16 protein-coding genes are annotated in these 16818 nt (G+C 42.5%); 11 read left to right on the top strand and 5 right to left on the bottom strand.

Translation table 11 applies throughout. The features are described 5' to 3' along the window. The first annotated feature begins 1 nt into the window (after nucleotide 1). The 3 genes from LKJ51_RS01125 to galE all read left to right on the top strand — a co-directional run bounded on the left by LKJ51_RS01125 (nucleotide 2) and on the right by galE (nucleotide 4343). Nucleotides 2-2254 (top strand): RNA degradosome polyphosphate kinase, encoded by a 2253-nt coding sequence (locus LKJ51_RS01125; protein WP_291978655.1) that lies wholly within the window; start codon nucleotides 2-4, stop codon nucleotides 2252-2254. After that, complete coding sequence (locus LKJ51_RS01120; protein ID WP_291978656.1) at nucleotides 2247-3212, top strand: Ppx/GppA family phosphatase; 966 nt, start codon at nucleotides 2247-2249, stop codon at nucleotides 3210-3212. Before LKJ51_RS01125 ends, LKJ51_RS01120 begins: the two co-directional genes overlap by 8 nt. A gap of 135 nt (nucleotides 3213-3347) precedes the next feature. Then, nucleotides 3348-4343, top strand: coding sequence for a UDP-glucose 4-epimerase GalE (galE, locus tag LKJ51_RS01115; protein ID WP_269028375.1), 996 nt, complete (start codon nucleotides 3348-3350; stop codon nucleotides 4341-4343). Nucleotides 4344-4671: 328 nt separating this feature from the next. Here galE and LKJ51_RS01110 read toward each other — a convergent pair whose 3' ends face one another. After that, nucleotides 4672-4974 (bottom strand): helix-turn-helix domain-containing protein, encoded by a 303-nt coding sequence (locus LKJ51_RS01110; protein WP_291978657.1) that lies wholly within the window; start codon nucleotides 4972-4974, stop codon nucleotides 4672-4674. A gap of 2 nt (nucleotides 4975-4976) precedes the next feature. Next, nucleotides 4977-5366, bottom strand: coding sequence for a type II toxin-antitoxin system RelE/ParE family toxin (locus tag LKJ51_RS01105; RefSeq protein ID WP_291978658.1), 390 nt, complete (start codon nucleotides 5364-5366; stop codon nucleotides 4977-4979). A gap of 149 nt (nucleotides 5367-5515) precedes the next feature. Between LKJ51_RS01105 and tsaB the strand changes: the two genes are divergently transcribed. Genes tsaB through tsaD form a run of 3 tightly spaced genes read left to right on the top strand, consistent with a single transcriptional unit; the run spans nucleotide 5516 to nucleotide 7815 of the window. Next, nucleotides 5516-6241 (top strand): tRNA (adenosine(37)-N6)-threonylcarbamoyltransferase complex dimerization subunit type 1 TsaB, encoded by a 726-nt coding sequence (tsaB, locus tag LKJ51_RS01100; protein WP_291978659.1) that lies wholly within the window; start codon nucleotides 5516-5518, stop codon nucleotides 6239-6241. Next, nucleotides 6225-6764 (top strand): ribosomal protein S18-alanine N-acetyltransferase, encoded by a 540-nt coding sequence (rimI, locus tag LKJ51_RS01095; RefSeq protein WP_291978660.1) that lies wholly within the window; start codon nucleotides 6225-6227, stop codon nucleotides 6762-6764. Before tsaB ends, rimI begins: the two co-directional genes overlap by 17 nt. A 22-nt stretch (nucleotides 6765-6786) precedes the next feature. Then, entirely contained in the window at nucleotides 6787-7815 is a 1029-nt protein-coding gene (gene tsaD, locus LKJ51_RS01090) for a tRNA (adenosine(37)-N6)-threonylcarbamoyltransferase complex transferase subunit TsaD (protein ID WP_291978662.1), read from the top strand. A gap of 81 nt (nucleotides 7816-7896) precedes the next feature. Here the strand turns inward: tsaD and LKJ51_RS01085 are convergent, their stop codons facing one another. The 3 genes from LKJ51_RS01085 to LKJ51_RS01075 form a co-directional block, all read right to left on the bottom strand. After that, nucleotides 7897-9138 carry a glutamate-5-semialdehyde dehydrogenase gene (locus tag LKJ51_RS01085; protein WP_291978663.1) on the bottom strand — a complete coding sequence of 414 codons (1242 nt, stop codon included), beginning with the start codon at nucleotides 9136-9138 and terminating at the stop codon, nucleotides 7897-7899. Between the two features lie 474 nt (nucleotides 9139-9612). Further along, the gene (gene proB / locus LKJ51_RS01080) at nucleotides 9613-10404 is read right to left on the bottom strand and encodes a glutamate 5-kinase (protein ID WP_291978664.1); all 792 of its coding nucleotides are present in this window, start codon (nucleotides 10402-10404) and stop codon (nucleotides 9613-9615) included. A gap of 231 nt (nucleotides 10405-10635) precedes the next feature. Continuing rightward, nucleotides 10636-12588 (bottom strand): ABC-F family ATP-binding cassette domain-containing protein, encoded by a 1953-nt coding sequence (locus LKJ51_RS01075; protein ID WP_291978665.1) that lies wholly within the window; start codon nucleotides 12586-12588, stop codon nucleotides 10636-10638. Nucleotides 12589-12852: 264 nt separating this feature from the next. On the opposite strand from LKJ51_RS01075, the gene LKJ51_RS01070 reads away from it, so the two are divergent. The 5 genes from LKJ51_RS01070 (at nucleotide 12853) to groL (ending at nucleotide 16634) form a co-directional block, all read left to right on the top strand. Then, the gene (locus LKJ51_RS01070; protein WP_291978666.1) at nucleotides 12853-13497 is read left to right on the top strand and encodes a redox-sensing transcriptional repressor Rex; all 645 of its coding nucleotides are present in this window, start codon (nucleotides 12853-12855) and stop codon (nucleotides 13495-13497) included. Between the two features lie 117 nt (nucleotides 13498-13614). Next, complete coding sequence (locus LKJ51_RS01065; protein ID WP_291978667.1) at nucleotides 13615-13890, top strand: type II toxin-antitoxin system RelB/DinJ family antitoxin; 276 nt, start codon at nucleotides 13615-13617, stop codon at nucleotides 13888-13890. Next, complete coding sequence (locus LKJ51_RS01060) at nucleotides 13883-14212, top strand: toxin MazF (protein WP_291978668.1); 330 nt, start codon at nucleotides 13883-13885, stop codon at nucleotides 14210-14212. Before LKJ51_RS01065 ends, LKJ51_RS01060 begins: the two co-directional genes overlap by 8 nt. A gap of 452 nt (nucleotides 14213-14664) precedes the next feature. Further along, nucleotides 14665-14949, top strand: a complete 285-nt coding sequence (gene groES, locus LKJ51_RS01055) for a co-chaperone GroES (protein WP_291978669.1) — start codon at nucleotides 14665-14667, stop codon at nucleotides 14947-14949. Between the two features lie 53 nt (nucleotides 14950-15002). Beyond that, nucleotides 15003-16634 carry a chaperonin GroEL gene (gene groL / locus LKJ51_RS01050; protein ID WP_291978670.1) on the top strand — a complete coding sequence of 544 codons (1632 nt, stop codon included), beginning with the start codon at nucleotides 15003-15005 and terminating at the stop codon, nucleotides 16632-16634. The last annotated feature ends 184 nt before the right edge of the window (nucleotides 16635-16818 follow it).

Genomic DNA, 16818 nt, shown 5'->3' with positions numbered 1-16818 from the left:
AATGTATAAGGATTTTTATAAACCACAGAACTATGTTAATCGGGAGCTTAGCTGGATCGATTTTAACGGCCGGGTCCTCCAAGAAGCAACCGACATTAATAACCCATTATTGGAGCGAGCTAATTTCCTGGGGATTACCCAAAGTAACGTTGATGAATTCTTTATGGTTCGGGTAGCATCACTTCATAAACTAGCTGCTGCAAATGTGACAACGACTGATGCATCGGGGATGACACCTGAGGAACAGTTGAATGCGGTAAATAAAAAAGAACACGGGATGGTTAAAGAACGGTATGAAGTTTACAACAAGAAAATCATTCCAGATCTAAGCCAACAACAGATTAATATCCTCCATTTAGCTGATCTCGATGATCGACAAAAGGAATTTATTCGCCGGTACTTTAGTGATGAATTATTACCGGTATTAACGCCAATGGCAGATGATACGTCACGACCATTCCCGTTTATTGCCAACAATTCGCTTAATATTGCCATTCAATTGCGTCGGGATCCGCGACAGAAACAGGCTGTTCAGGAAAAGAAAATTCTTGAAGGGGATCAGGAAGTTGAGAGTCATCAATTAGAACCACATGATGATAGCCGAGAGTCTGATATTAAATTTGCCACGGTCCGTGTTCCTTCAATCTACAAACGATTGGTGCGGTTACCGGGAGAAAACAACTTTATCTTGATCGATGAAGTAATCAAACGTTTCCTAGGTCAATTATTTCCTGGCTACCAAATCTTGGCCTCCGCAACTTACCGGGTAATGCGGGATATGGACCTGGATGTGGCCGAAGAAGATACTTCCGACTTACTCCGGGCTGTTAAGCATCAACTACGTGAACGGGAACATGGTCAGGTAATGCGGCTTGAGGTTGAGAATTCAATTGATGAGTGGCTGGAGAACCAGTTGATCGATAACCTTCATGTTAATGAACGTTCAATTTACCGGGTCAATGGTCCAGTTGACTTGACGTTCTTAAAGAAGCTTTCCGGGATGGTTGATGATCACGATGATTTGCGGTTCCCACCATTTCCCGCATACCAAAACCCTGCCCTCAATATGGAACACAATATTTTTGAAGCAATTCGTCAGCATGATTACCTGATGCAGCACCCGTACGATAATTTCCAATCAGTAGTTAATTTTATTCACCAGGCTGCACTTGATCCGGAAGTCCTTGCCATCAAGATGACCCTTTACCGGGTATCTGGTAATTCACCGATTATTAAGTATTTGGGGATGGCCGCTCAACGGGGCAAGCAGGTAACAGTACTGGTTGAAGTTAAGGCACGGTTTGATGAGCAAAATAACGTTCGTTGGGCACAACGACTTGAACAAATGGGCTGTCACGTAATTTATGGTCTTGTTGGTCTAAAGACACACTGTAAGATTGCACTGGTAATCCGTCGTGATGAGGATGGCCTTCGTCGTTACATGCACTTAGGAACAGGTAACTACAATGATGTTACCGCTCATTTCTACACCGATATGGGCTTGCTGACCTGTGATCAGGAAATTGGGATGGACATGACGAATCTCTTTAACATGTTATCTGGATTCGCCCGGCCGTCATACTTCAACAAACTCCGGGTTTCACCAAACGGTATTCGGAACTTTATTAACCAGAAGATCGATCAACAAATTAAAATTGCTGAGAGTGGCAATCCAGCCCTAATTCGGATGAAGATGAACTCACTTTCTGATAAGCAAATCATTGCTCACCTTTACGATGCAGCTGCTAAGGGTGTTAAGGTGCAGTTAATTGTTCGGGGAATTACTTGTTTGCGGAACGATCTTCCAGAACTTCACGGTAATATCGAAGTTCATTCGATTGTTGGCCGGTTCCTTGAACACTCTCGAATTTACTATTTTGAGGGCAATGGTAACGAAGAGATTTACTTGGCAAGTGCTGATATGATGACCCGGAACCTTAATCGGCGTGTAGAAGAGCTTTTCCCAGTTGAGCAAGCCGACGCGAAGGCCAAAGCAATTTCAATCCTTGATGATATGTGGAAGGACAATGTTAAGTCCCGGATCCTTGTTGGCGATCACTATGAACGGATCGACAATCATGACGAAGAGCCATTTAATGCTCAAGAGTTCTTTGTTCAACGGGCAAATGTTGAAAGTAAGCAAACTAAGCACCATGAAAAATCAAAGCGGCACTTTTCAAACGTCTTTGAAACACTAAGTCGTCATGTCCCTAGCCTGCACCTGGATTCACGGAAGGATGAACGTCATGAGTAAGGACTCTAAATACTTGGCAATCATTGATCTTGGATCAAATTCGGTCCGATTAAAGATTGATCAAATTAATCCTGATGGTTCATACCAGACAAAGCAATATGAGAAACGGTATGTCCGTCTTTCGTCTGATATGGGTCCGGAAAAGGTTTTGCAGCCAGAGCCGATTAAACGAACCCTTAAAGCTTTGAACGAATTTCGGCAGATTTGCGATCAGTATAAGAACCTTAAGATCTTGGCTGTTGCAACGGCTGCTACTCGTCAGGCACAGAACCAAACCGAATTCCTAAAACAGGTTCAGGAACAAACTGGTTTTGTAATTCACGTGATTTCTGGTGAACAGGAGGCCTACCTTGACTATATTGGTGTAAGTCGGACCTTAGCAATAGATGATGGGGTGATCCTAGATACCGGTGGTGCCAGTATGGAAATTATCCTGGTTAAGGACGGTCAGGCTGAAGAAGTTGTTAGCATTCCCCTAGGTTCGGTTCTCCTTTCACAACAATATAATTTGGGTGATCTAGTAAGTGCGCCAGATCTCTTCAATGCAGTTGTAAGGGTTGATCGCGCCCTTAGTAAGAAGAATTGGCTCAATCGGGTCCGCCACGGTAAAGTGATTGCCCTTGGTGGTTGTAACCGAGCATTAGCAAAGATTTATCGTTGGCGACAAGCAGCTAGCTCCGATCGAGTTGCCCCGGTTCATGGTCTAACGATGAATGCTGATGAGGCCTTTGAAATTATGTACCAGCTTTTAAAATGCACGAAGAGTGAGCGGGCAAAGATCCGGGGAGTGAATAAAGGACGTGCGGATGTTATTATTGGTGGCCTTTTACCGTTGATGAGCATAGTGCGTCAACACCAAATCAAACTAATTCAATTTAGTAACAGTGGGTTACGTGAAGGACTACTTTTCCGCTACCTTGAACATGAAACAAGCCTCGAAAAGTTATTCACTCTGTAATCGGTTACATTATTTACTAAAATTTTACTTAATTTTACTAAACGGCCAATTATAAAAGTGCTACAATCATAGTTGAACAAGGAAATAATAGACAATCTGGTATTAGCAGATGTTGTCGTATAAGGAGGAAACAACATGGCAATTTTAGTTGCTGGTGGTGCCGGTTATATCGGTTCACACATGGTTAAGGACTTAGTTGAACACGGTCAAGAAGTTGTCGTTGCTGATAACCTTTCTACAGGTCACCGTGACGCAATTAATCCAAAGGCAAAATTCTACGAAGGTGACATTCGTGACCGGAAGTTCTTGGACAAAATCTTTGATAACGAAGATATTGAAGCGGTTGTTCACTTTGCAGCCTTTTCAATTGTTCCTGAATCAATGAGTAAGCCTTTGAAGTACTTTGACAACAATACTGGTGGAATGATCACTTTGCTTGAAGCAATGCGTGACCACAACATCAAGTACATTGTCTTCAGTTCAACAGCTGCTACTTATGGTGTTCCAGAACACATGCCAATTAAGGAAACTGATCCACAAAACCCAATCAACCCATACGGCTTGAGTAAGTTAATGATGGAAAAGATGATGCACTGGGCTGACAAGGCTTATGGCATTAAGTTCGTTGCCCTTCGTTACTTCAACGTTGCTGGTGCCGCTCCAGATGGAACCATTGGTGAAGACCACGGTCCTGAAACACACTTAGTTCCTATCATTCTCCAAGTTGCTCAAGGAAAGCGGAAAGAATTGAGTATTTTTGGTGACGACTACAATACACCAGACGGAACCAATGTTCGTGACTATGTTCATGTTATGGACTTAGCTGATGCTCATATCTTGGCAATTAAGTACCTTGAAGCCGGTAACGAAAGTAACGCCTTCAACCTTGGTTCATCAACTGGTTTCTCCAACAAGCAGATGCTTGAAGCTGCTCGTGAAGTTACTGGAGAACCAATTCCAGCAAAGATTGCTCCACGTCGTCCAGGAGACCCTGATTCATTAGTTGCCGCTAGTGATAAGGCACGGAATGTCCTCGGCTGGGATCCAAAGTACGATGATGTTCATGACATTATTGCAACCGCTTGGAAGTGGCACTCTACTCATCCAAAAGGTTACGATGATCGTGACTAAGTTATAAGCTTAGAAATACATTCATAATAATAAACCTCGAAAAGTAACGTTTAGCTGGGGGAGCTAGGTGTTACTTTTTGTTATTAAAAAAGAAGGTGAGAAAAAACTAAACGTTTTTTCTCACCCTTTAAATATACTTAGTGATCTCCGAACTTACAGAGTCTAATCGCGAGAATTAACTGAGGGACTCGAGCCTAACGCAGCGAAGCAAGCCTATTCGGCTACGAACGATTCTGATGATTTCATCATCATTCATCGTTCTAGGTTAGTCAACCGTCCCTCCGAGAAAGTTAATTCCCAGCTTCTTGTACTAAGCTTTTATTTTGAATTAAATTAATCTCAATTCGTTTACTAATGAAGTATCTCTAGTTAAAAGTGTTAGCAATTTTTGTGAGGAACGATTAGGCTCGGTTCTATCCATTTCCCATGATTCAACTGTTCTAGTAGAAACGCCAATTAAATTAGCTAATCCCTTTTGAGTAACGTTAATTTTTTTTCGTAAATCTTTAATAGTAGTACTATTAAATTCAGGTTTAACAGGAATAGTTGTTTCAACAATATCGACATCAGCTTTTTCACCATTTAAAAAATTTTGATATTCTTTTAATGAATCCTCAATGACAGATGCCATAATTATTTCTCCTTTCGTTTGCGTTTACTATTTTCAATAAATTTCTTAATTGCATGTTTTTCTCGCTTAGATAAAGAAGCTTTTCTATTCTTGGGGTAAACAGTTAGGAAAAATAGGTGATTAATAGAAACATCATAAACAAAATAAATAGTTCGAAAACTCCCACTTTTTCCTTTATGATAATCTTCCGGGGTAAAGCGATATTTAATTGCTCCCCCTGTCCCTTCAATAATTTCTCCTGGAAATTTCTTGCCGTGATTATTATCAGGCGCATTACTTAAATAATATGAAATATTGTCGATTAATTCTTGTCGATTTTCCTTGGTCAAACCACAGGAAAACCATTCTTCCATAAAAGCACGACTAAAAACAAATTTAACTTTCGTGTTCATTATCATCCTCCACATTTAGTATATACGATTTAAGCGTAGTTGTAAATGCGTATATCTGTTGATTTTCCTTATTGAAAGATAGTTGAAATTTAATGCAAAAAAGTGCTGGTGTGATAAGATGTTAGTTGATTGAAAGGATGAACGAAAAAATGAAGATACTTGCCATCGATACATCGAACCACCCAATGAGTGTTGCTGTCGTTGAGGATGATCAGCTGCTTGCAACCGAAACATTAAACATGGTTCGTAATCACAGTATTTACCTAATGCCAGCAATTAATAAGCTCTTTAAGTTAGTAAAGTGGCAACCGGAAGAAGTTGACCGAATTGTTGTAGCCCAAGGCCCCGGCTCTTATACTGGAATCCGGATTGCGGTTTCAACAGCGAAGGTGCTTGCTGATACTTTAAATAAGGAATTAGTGGGCGTTTCGAGCCTCGAAGTATTAGCACGGAATGTTGTTCCAACTACTAAAGAAGTAATTGTGCCCTTCTTTGATGCTCGTCGGGGGAATGTCTTCGCGGGTGCCTACCAGTGGCAGGACGACAAGTTAGTTAATCGGATTGCTGACCAACACCTAGCAATGAAAGATTTGTTACAGCAGCTTGCAGAGTTGAAGCAACCGATCTTATTAGTGGGCCACTTAACCGACCGGATCAAGAAAGCGATGGGTGAGATGCCTGCTAATGTTGAAATTGCTCCGCGACCGTTTGCTATTCCTTCCACGTATCAATTAGCACTTGCTGGTGAAAATGCTCAACCGGTGTCTGATATTGATTCAATGGTGCCTCACTACTTGCGGATTACTGAAGCAGAAGCAAACTGGCAGAAGCTTCATCCGGGTGAAACCAGGCAGAATTATGTTCGCGAAGTTTAAAGCATGGCTTGAACGTAATCGTGGTGAAGAGCGCCTGATATTTAATCAACGGTACGAATTACTTCAGGGACGTCATTTTACGATTCGGCAAGCGCGGTTTGCTGATATTTCCTCAATCATTGAAATTGAGGAGCGGATTTATGGAACGGCACCGTGGAATGCCAATGCTTTTCAGCTTGAATTAGAACGTGATCGCGATCGCTTATACTTGGTTACCACGTATGACGGTCAAGTTGTTGCCTATGTTGGTTGTTCATTTAATCGCTATAGAAACGAAAGCCACATTACCAATATTGGTGTTAGTCCAGCATACCAAAACCGGAAAATTGGTTCACGACTTATTCAAATTCTCAAGGGGTATGCTAACCAGCATGACTATTCACGAATGACACTTGAGGTACGGGCGCATAATCTTCAGGCGCGACGGCTATACGAACGGCTTGGATTTCGTCAGATTAATATTAAACCACGTTATTATATTGACAATCGGGAAGATGCGGTTGAAATGGAAGTAAAATTGTAAGTTAGAGGGGAAATACTTAGATATGGCAGAGAGAACGTTAATCTTGGCATTTGAGACGAGTTGTGACGAGACAAGTGTTGCCGTCGTGGAAAATGGTACCAAGATCTTGTCAAATATTGTTGCAACGCAAATTGATAGTCACCAACGATTCGGTGGGGTTGTACCTGAAGTTGCTAGTCGACATCACATTGAATGGATTACTCGGTGCACAGACCAGGCGCTTGAAGAAGCCAGTGTTTCATATGATGAAATTACAGCGGTCGCAGTTACTTATGGTCCTGGATTGGTTGGTTCACTATTGATTGGTGTTACCGCTGCTAAGGCAATCGCGTGGGCCCACCACTTGCCACTGATTCCGGTAAACCATATGACAGGTCACCTGTACGCCGCACGGTATGTCGGTGAATTTAAGTACCCGCAGATGGCACTACTAGTTTCCGGTGGTCACACCGAATTGGTTTACATGAAGGCTGAACACGAATTTGAAATTATTGGTGAAACCCGGGACGATGCCGCAGGGGAAGCCTATGATAAAATTGGTCGGGTCCTTGGCGTTAATTATCCTGCTGGAAAGACGATCGATGAGTGGGCGGCTAAGGGTGAAGATACATTTAAGTTCCCTCGGGCAATGGAAAAAGAAGCTAACTATGACTTTAGCTTTAGCGGTCTGAAGAGTGCCTTTATCAATACCGTTCATAACGCGGATCAGCGGGGTGAAAAGCTGAATAAATATGATCTAGCAGCCAGTTTCCAACAAAGTGTCGTTGATGTATTGGCTGAAAAGACAATGCGAGCACTTGATCGGTACCCAGTTAAGCAGCTGATCTTAGCAGGCGGGGTTGCCGCTAATCACGGTCTTCGTTCACGCTTAGATCATGATATGCAAAAGTACCACCCAGACGTAACGATGCTTCAAGCACCATTAAGACTATGTGGTGATAATGCAGCAATGATTGGTGCTGCTGGTTATATGTGTTATCAACATGGTGATCGCGCGGGGATGGACCTGAATGCTGAACCCGGATTGATGTTTAAACGAATGGAAAATTAGTGAAACTAAATAAAGCGTCTCATAGTTACTAGATAGAATTCTAGCAGCCATGAGACGCCTTATTTATTTACTTATTTATCTCTATTGTCTAACCTGTCCGTTACCAGTAATCTCGTATTTTATGGTAGTTAATTGGTGGAGCCCCATTGGTCCGCGGGCGTGGAGCTTTTGAGTGCTGATACCAATTTCGGCACCGAAACCAAACATTCCGCCATCTGTAAACCGGGTAGAAGCGTTAACGTAAACGCAGGCAGAGTCGATTTGTTCTTGGAATTGCCGTCCCCGCTCTAGACTATTAGTAATGATTGATTCAGAGTGATGGGTACTGTGATTATTGATGTGGTTAATGGCTTCGTCGAGACTATCAACCACCTTAACTGCCATGATGAGATCGTTATATTCGGTGTCCCAATCTTCGGTAGTTGCAGGTGTGATTTCCGGAACGATCTCACAGGCAGTTTGGTCACCACGTAATTGAACGCCATGATCGATTAGGGCATGTGCAATGGTAGGTAAGTATTGCTTAGCAACGTCCCGGTGAATTAATAATTTTTCGGCAGCGTTGCAGACGGAAGGACGCTGTACCTTTGCGTTAACGGTAATTGCGGTTGCCATCTTCAGATCAGCATCCTTATCAATGTAAACATGACAATTACCAGCTCCGGTTTCAATTACCGGAACAGTCGCGGTCTTGACTACCCGTTGGATTAATCCACGACCGCCACGAGGAATCAGAACGTCAATGTAGTCAGTAAGGTTCATCATTTCTTGGGCGCTTTCGTGGCTCGGATCGTCAACCATTTGAACAGCATCTGCGGGGAGGTTATCTTGGACTAAAGCTTCTCGCAGAATCTTAGCAATTGTCAGGTTAGTTTGTAATGCTTCTTTACCACCACGAAGAATAACCGCATTCCCACTCTTAAAGGTTAGCCCGGTTGCATCAGCGGTAACGTTTGGTCGGGCTTCAAAAATAATTCCGATGACACCGAGTGGAACTCGTCGTTGAATGATTTGGAGACCATCAGCGCTGATCCATCCCCGATCGATTTGGGCGGTTGGATCAGATAGCTGGGCAATTGAACGCAGGCCGTTTGCCATATCGGTAATTCGTTGTTCATTTAGCATTAAGCGATCAAGAAACTTTTTTGGCATCTCGCTAGCATTAGCTAAGTCTTGTTTATTTGCTTCAAGAATAGTGGATTGATTAGCAACTAAAGCATCGGCCATTGATTGAAGTCCATGATTCTTAGTGGCTGTATCGAGAAGTGCCAATTTACGTGCAGCAATTTTTGCTTGTTGACCAATTTGATTAAGTGATGTCATGATGTGGTCCTCCTTTGGTTGTACATTGTAATGTGGTGTATTGGAGATTTCAGGGGCTTATTAGAGCTAGCGGTTCTACTGCAACCGAGTCGAAACGTTGGAGTGAACCAGAAATTGATTTATCAATTTCGTCTGTGAACCCACGCAAGGATGAGTAGGTTTTTGGCTATCAACTTGTTGATGACAAAAGCCACTCAGCTACTGCGATCGCCAGGGACTTGCTAGAGCTAGGCGACATAGTTAAGATCTGCTCACCGCGACCGCAATCTCCGTCTAACTATCCCGTCCTTGATTGCAAGCCAATCATCGTCCGGGATTCCTTAGTACTTGATTGCTAGTCCGTCGCGGTTCGCACTCTAATCGAAACGTGCTTTGCCCGAGTTCCCTAGAGCTAGCAACCTCCTTCCTAGGCGCAAGTCGCCTTCGTCAGGAGAAATTGCTAGCTTTCCGGAAACTCTTTAGAGCGAAGACACTCTATTTTCCAAACCTCGTTCCCACAGACTCTTCATTATTGTCGAGGATGTGGAAGATGATTTTGGGATCGCGGCCGTTGCAGAGAATCATTTGTTGGTTGGCTTGCATGATGGTGGCGGCGGCACGGAGTTTGGTGACCATGCCACCGGTGCCAAATTGGGTGCTACTCCCGCTAGCGGCTTGTTCAAGTTCGGGAGTCATTTTGCTAACGTGGCGAATTGGTTGGGCATCAGAAAACTTGTGTGGATCCTTATTATAGAAAGCATCAATGTCGGAAAGGACGATCAGGAGATCCGCGTTGATCTTGGTAGCAACCTGTGCGGAAAGTTCATCGTTGTCACTAAAGGTAGTGTGGTGATCCAATTCGTCAACCGAAACAGGGTCGTTTTCGTTAATGATTGGGACAACCGAATCACCGAGAAGGGTTTCGATTGTGTTCAAAATGTGCTGGCGACTAACCGGATATTCAAGGACGTCTCGGGTTAGTAAGATTTGACCGACCTTAGTTTGGTAGTCCAAGAAACGTTGGGAGTAAATCCGCATTAGTTCAGTCTGACCGATTGAAGCAAGAGCCTGCTGCTGAGCGATTTCTACTGGTCGCTTCTTTAGTCCGAGGCTGGCAAGCCCCACACCAATCGCACCAGAAGAAACGAGAACCATTTCGTATCCTTGATGATTGAGTGTTGCTAAAGTGTAGGCTAGCCGGTCAATCGTTCGTAAGTTAACCTGACCATTTGGGTAGATTAAGCTACTTGTCCCGACCTTAACGACGATCCGTTGCTGCTTTCCCATTATTACCCATCCTTTCTAAACAAAAAGCATGCCTAAGTCGAGGCACCAGTTACGGCGTTACCATCCTCGTTCAAAGACATGCTTTACTCTTTTTCAAAAAATTATTTATTTGTTAATTAACCATGATTAGGATTCGGAACTCTGCTAGTGGCTTTCAGCCGGTGACCACTATTCTCTAAACTGTCCTACTTAGATCATTTGCTTGCAGTTTACTTTCTTCCTGAGCAAAAGTCAACTATTTTCTTGATCGAATTGTTCTAAGTCCTCAGCAGCACTTGTCCATTCTAATTCAACTTTCTCAGACTTAGCATTTAACTCATCCAGTTCCTTTTGGAGATCCGTCAACTTACCAATATCCGTGGCAATTTCAGGTTGGCTCATTTGCTCCTGAAGTGCCTGCTCCTGTTCCTCAAGGGATGTCATTTGCTCTTCTAACTGATCAACTTGCCGCTGAAGCTTCCGCCGTGCCCGTTGTGTTTCCTTGCTTTGTTGGTAGGATTGCTGAGCACTGGACTTCTTCGGCTTGGAGGTTGCTGAAGATTGTTCTTCACTTTGCGCGTTTTCTTCTGCCGTTGCCTTATTGATGGCTGCTAGATAGTCATCATAGTTCCCTTCGTAATGTTTAATCCCAGTAGCACTCATATCAAGGACATCGGTAGCAACTTGGTTAATAAAGTACCGGTCGTGGGAAATGAAAAGCACCGTTCCGGTAAATTCATTGATAGCGTTCTCCAAGACCTCACGACTATCAATATCTAAGTGGTTGGTTGGTTCATCAAGAATCAGAAAGTTGATCGGCTTGAAGGAAAGCTTAGTTAACTCAAGTCGGGCTTTTTCACCACCGGAAAGATCGTGGACGAGTTTATAAACATCGTCACCAACAAAGAGAAAGCTCCCCAAGAGTGACCGGATATCCTTTTCTGGAACATTCGGGTGATCGTCCCAAACTTCATTGAGAACTGACTTTTCGGGATGGAGTTGTTGCTGTTCCTGATCGTAGTAACCGATTCGGAGGTTGGCACCGAGCTTCACGGAACCGCTAATTAGTGGGATTCGGTGAAGAATTGACTTTAGGAGGGTCGACTTACCGATCCCGTTTGGTCCAATGATTCCGACCCGGTGTGGTTTGCGAACCGTAAATGATAAGGGACCAGCTAATTTTTGGTCATTATAACCGACAACGGCTTGGTCAACATCGAGGACTTCATTTCCACTATCCTTATCACTATGGAAATGGAAGTGGATTGATTGATCATCGGTTTCGGGACGTTCCATGCGGTCCATCTTTTCCAGTTGTTTACGTCGTGCCTGAGCCCGTTTGGTGGTTGAAGCCCTGACGATATTACGGTTAACAAAGTCTTCAAGTTTAGCAATTTTCTTTTGCTGCTGATCGTAGTGCTTCCATTCCGCAGTCAGCCACTCTTGCTTGTGTTGCATGAATTGAGTGTAGTTGCCGGTATAGTGACGGAGCGTATGGTTATCAAGGTCATAGATATCGGAAACCACCCGATCAAGGAAGTACCGGTCGTGGGAAACAACAAGCAGGGCACCCTTGTATCCCTTTAAGTAGTCTTCGAGCCAGGCAAGAACGTTCATGTCAAGGTGGTTGGTTGGTTCATCGAGGATCAGGAGATCGGGTGACTGCAAAAGAATTTTTGCTAAAGCAAGCTTCGTCTTTTGTCCTCCAGAAAGGGAATTAATTGATGTTTGGTAGTCCGCCTCGGGGAAACCGAATCCCTTCAAGATTCCGCGCATCCGTGACTCGTACTCAAAGCCACCGTGCTTCTTAAAATCGGCTTGGAGCTGGGAATATTTCTCCGTTGTGAGCTGAAATTCATGACTTGCTGGATCGATTGTTGCTAATTGTTCCTCAAGTTGGTGAATCTGCTTTTCCATTTTATGGAGAGGAGCAAATACTAAATCAAGTTCTGCCCAGATAGTGTTTTGGCTATCTAAACCTTGATCCTGAGCCAGGTAACCGATCGAAAGACCACTACTTTTGGAAATTGTTCCCTCATCTGGACTGGTAATTCCCGCGATCATTTTTAATAGGGTCGTTTTTCCTGCACCATTACGACCAACAAGGGCGGTTCGACCATGTTCTTGAATTTGTAAATTGACGTCATGAAAAAGGACGTCAGCGCCAAAACGACGCATTACATTATTGGCTTGCAAAAGAATCATTTTGTTTACCTCGTTCTTCAAAGATGTACTTTACTATTATACGCTGGTTAACCCTTATTTCACAAAGGTTACAGTAGCAAAATGCGTTCACCAAAGTTCAAATAAGAAAAAATTAAAAAATAATTTTGTTTAAGTGTTCACAATAGAGGAGTTTGTTGCTAGAATAATAAGAGAATCAAATTTCACAAACTAGCAAAATTGAGTAAAAAAACTAAGCTCACTAATGTTAAATTAAAAGCAAAATTTCAGGAGGAACAAACAAGAATGGCAACTAAAAAGATCCCTAAGGCAACAGCAAAACGATTACCAATTTATTATCGTTATCTAAGCGTATTATTAAGTGCGAATAAGCGACGGGTATCATCAACTGAACTATCTGAAGCGGTTCAGGTCGATTCAGCAACAATTCGTCGTGACTTCTCATACTTCGGTGAACTAGGGAAGCGTGGATATGGTTACGATGTAGAGAGCCTTTTGAACTTCTTCAAGGGAATTCTGAACCAAGATACTTTAACTAGCGTTGCACTAGTCGGTGTTGGAGCATTAGGGAGTGCTCTCCTTAACTATAATTTCCACCAGGATACCAACCTACGGATCAGTGCCGCATTCGATACTAAGCCTGAATTAGCTAATACCGTTAAGAGTGGGATTCCAATTTATCCAGCAAGTGAAATGCAAAAGCAGATTAAGGAACAGCAAATTGACGCCGTAATCCTGACCGTGCCAAGCTCTACCTCGCAAAAGGTAGCAGACCAATTAGTTAGTGTTGGTGTTAAGGGAATTTTGAACTTTACTCCTGTTCGTCTTTCTGTACCGAAGAACGTTCAAGTACAAAACATTGATTTAACTAATGAATTACAGACGTTGATCTACTTTATTAAGAATTATGCGGAGAATAATCCGGAATAGGGGGAATGAAGACTAGGACTTTTCGGTTCTGGCCTTTTTGTTGTTTAAAAGCAATTATATTTATTGATGAAATACTCATTAACTAGTATAATTTGAGTACAATAAGGAGGAAACATTATGGCTCAAGCAATAAAAAAGCGAATTCAAGTGCAAGTAAACCGCAAACTAGCTGATGAGGGTGATGCCGTATTGGATCGACTGGGTTTAAATCCAACTACTGCTATTACTATGTTCTATAAAAGACTTGTGGCTGAAGGTGGGTTACCATTTTCTACAAAATTAACACAAAGAGAAAAAGATGAATTAGCTATTCAAGAGCTAACGGAAAATTGGCCTACTGAAGAGCTAGATACTCCTGAAAAAATAAAAAAGTGGATCAAAAAAGATGAATAAAAAGATAGCAACAGCATATGTAGAATTTGTTCAGATAAATGGTGGAAAAAGACGACCAATTTTTATTCTTGATGAAACGGAAACAAAATTGAGATTTTTTGATATAACGACGAAATATCAAAACAAATCTGATTATATGAAGTCATGGTATTTTGTAATTAAAGATTATGAATCTACTGGATTAAGAAAACACTCATGGATTGATACCTATCGTGGATATTCGCTTTTAAAATCTTCATGTAATATTCATTATATTGGTGATTTAAGTAACCGTGATGTCTCACGACTAAGAGAATTCCTTATGAGTAAAAATAAAAATTGATAATAGAGAACATGACACGAGCACTTCAAACTCTTGCCGTGTTTTTATTTTAGATGTTTAAAAGTTAGTGGTTCTACTATATACATAACGTAAACGTGCTTGCAGAGAAGACCAACCCTATAGACAACAACCTCCTAATGCAACGTAGCCAGGGACTGTTCGCCACGACCATAATTTTTGGTTGGAACATAGTCGAGAACGGCTCACCAGGGACTTGCTAGAGCTAGCAACCTCCTTCCTAGGCACAAGTCGCCTTCGTCAGGAGAAATTGCTAGCCTTCCGCAAGTCCTTTGCTGGTGAGCACTCTTTTTCTAATGGTCAATAAAAGTCAAAAATAAGTGAGCTATTTCTATTGCAATCGGATAGAAACATGTTATAGTAGAAACTGTGATTAGCACTTGGAAGGTAAGAGTGCTAAATTAACTTTGAATTATCAAAATGGAGGGATTAACGTGTTAAAACCATTAGGAGATCGCGTGGTTCTTAAAGCTGAAACTGAAGAAGAAAAGACAGTCGGTGGCATTGTTCTTGCTTCAAATGTTAAGGAAAAGCCAACAACAGGTAAGGTTATTGCTGTCGGCGCTGGTCGGACACTAGACAATGGTGAAAAGCTAGCACCAGCTGTTAAGGAAGGCGATCGGGTCCTCTTTGATAAGTACGCTGGAAATGAAATTGAATACAACGGTGAGAAGTACCTCGTTGTTCATGAAAAGGATCTTGTAGCCGTAATCGACTAATTAGCAGGATTAATCAAAAACGTTACAGATTTTAATTTTGAGGTGAATAATAAATGGCAAAAGAAATTAAGTTTTCTGAAGACGCCCGGAACGAAATGCTCCACGGTGTTGATAAGTTAGCAAATACTGTTAAGACTACTATGGGTCCAAAGGGACGGAATGTTGTTCTTGAACAAAGCTATGGCAACCCAACCATTACTAACGATGGTGTTACAATTGCTAAGAGTATTGAATTGGAAAACCACTTTGAAAACATGGGCGCAAAGCTTGTTTCCGAAGTTGCTTCCAAGACTAACGACATTGCCGGTGATGGTACTACTACTGCTACTGTTTTGACCCAAGCAATTGTTAACGCCGGAATGAAGAACGTTACTGCCGGTGCTAACCCAGTTGGTGTTCGTCGCGGAATTGACAAGGCTACTCGGGCAGCCGTTGAAGCTTTGAAGAACATGTCTCACGATGTTAAGACCAAGGATGACATCGCACAAATTGCTTCCATTTCTGCTGATAACAAGGAAGTTGGTAAGTTAATTGCTGATGCTATGGAGAAGGTTGGTAACGATGGTGTTATCACCCTTGAAGATTCTCGTGGTGTTGACACGAGTGTTGACGTTGTTGAAGGGATGAGCTTCGATCGTGGTTACATTTCACAATACATGGTAACTGACAACGACAAGATGGAAGCTGACTTAGATAACCCATACATCTTGATTACTGACAAGAAGATCAGCAACATCCAAGACATTTTGCCACTTCTTCAATCAGTTGTTCAAGAAGGTCGTGCTCTCTTAATCATTGCTGATGATATTACTGGTGAAGCTCTTCCAACTCTTGTATTGAACAAGATTCGGGGAACCTTCAATGTTGTTGCCGTTAAGGCTCCTGGCTTTGGTGACCGGCGGAAGGCTCAATTACAAGATATCGCTGTATTGACCGGTGGTACTGTTATTTCTGATGACCTTGGCATGAACTTAAAGGATGCCACTGTTGATCAATTGGGTCAAGCTAACAAGGTAACGGTTACTAAGGACAACACCACAATCGTTGACGGTGCTGGTGCTAAGGAAGCCATTGCTGAACGGGTTGACCAAATCAAGCAAGCTATCAGCAAGGCAACTTCTGACTTCGATAAGGAAAAGCTCCAAGAACGTCTTGCAAAGCTTTCTGGTGGTGTTGCTGTTGTTCGTGTCGGTGCCGCAACCGAAACTGAAATGAAGGAAAAGAAGTACCGGATTGAGGATGCTTTGAACGCTACCCGGGCTGCCGTCCAAGAAGGATTTGTTCCTGGTGGTGGTACTGCCTTAGTTAACGTTCTCCCAGCCTTGGATAAGGTTGAAGCAACTGGCGACGAAGCTACCGGTGTTCAAATTGTTAAGGCTGCTTTGGAAGCACCAGTTCGTCAAATCGCTGAAAACGCCGGTGTTGAAGGCTCAGTAATCGTTAACCAATTGAAGAGTGAAAAGCCAGGAATTGGTTACAACGCTGCTGATGGCAAGTTTGAAGACATGGTTGAAGCCGGAATTGTTGACCCAACTAAGGTTACTCGTTCCGCCCTTCAAAATGCTGCTTCAGTATCTGCATTGCTTCTTACCACTGAAGCCGTTGTTGCAGATAAGCCAGAACCAAAGGATAACCAAGCTCCTGCTGCACCACAAGGCGGTGCCGGCATGGGTGGCATGATGTAAAATCAGGTAATCCCAAAATAAAATAAAGAAAAAAAGACTGCTAGTTTCCCAATAGAAAGGGACTCTGGCAGTCTTTTTTAGTCTTGCTTAGTAATTCACTTATCAATTGCTTAGTTAAAGTTAGTTCCCATTTAAGCGAAATGATTGTATAATTAAATTTGTATAATATGCTAACTTTCAATTT

The organism is Limosilactobacillus sp., assembly GCF_022651205.1.
Classification (GTDB): Bacteria; Bacillota; Bacilli; order Lactobacillales; family Lactobacillaceae; genus Limosilactobacillus.
The sequence above is the reverse complement of the archived record's forward strand: the minus strand, read 5'-3'. Positions and strand labels throughout refer to the sequence as shown.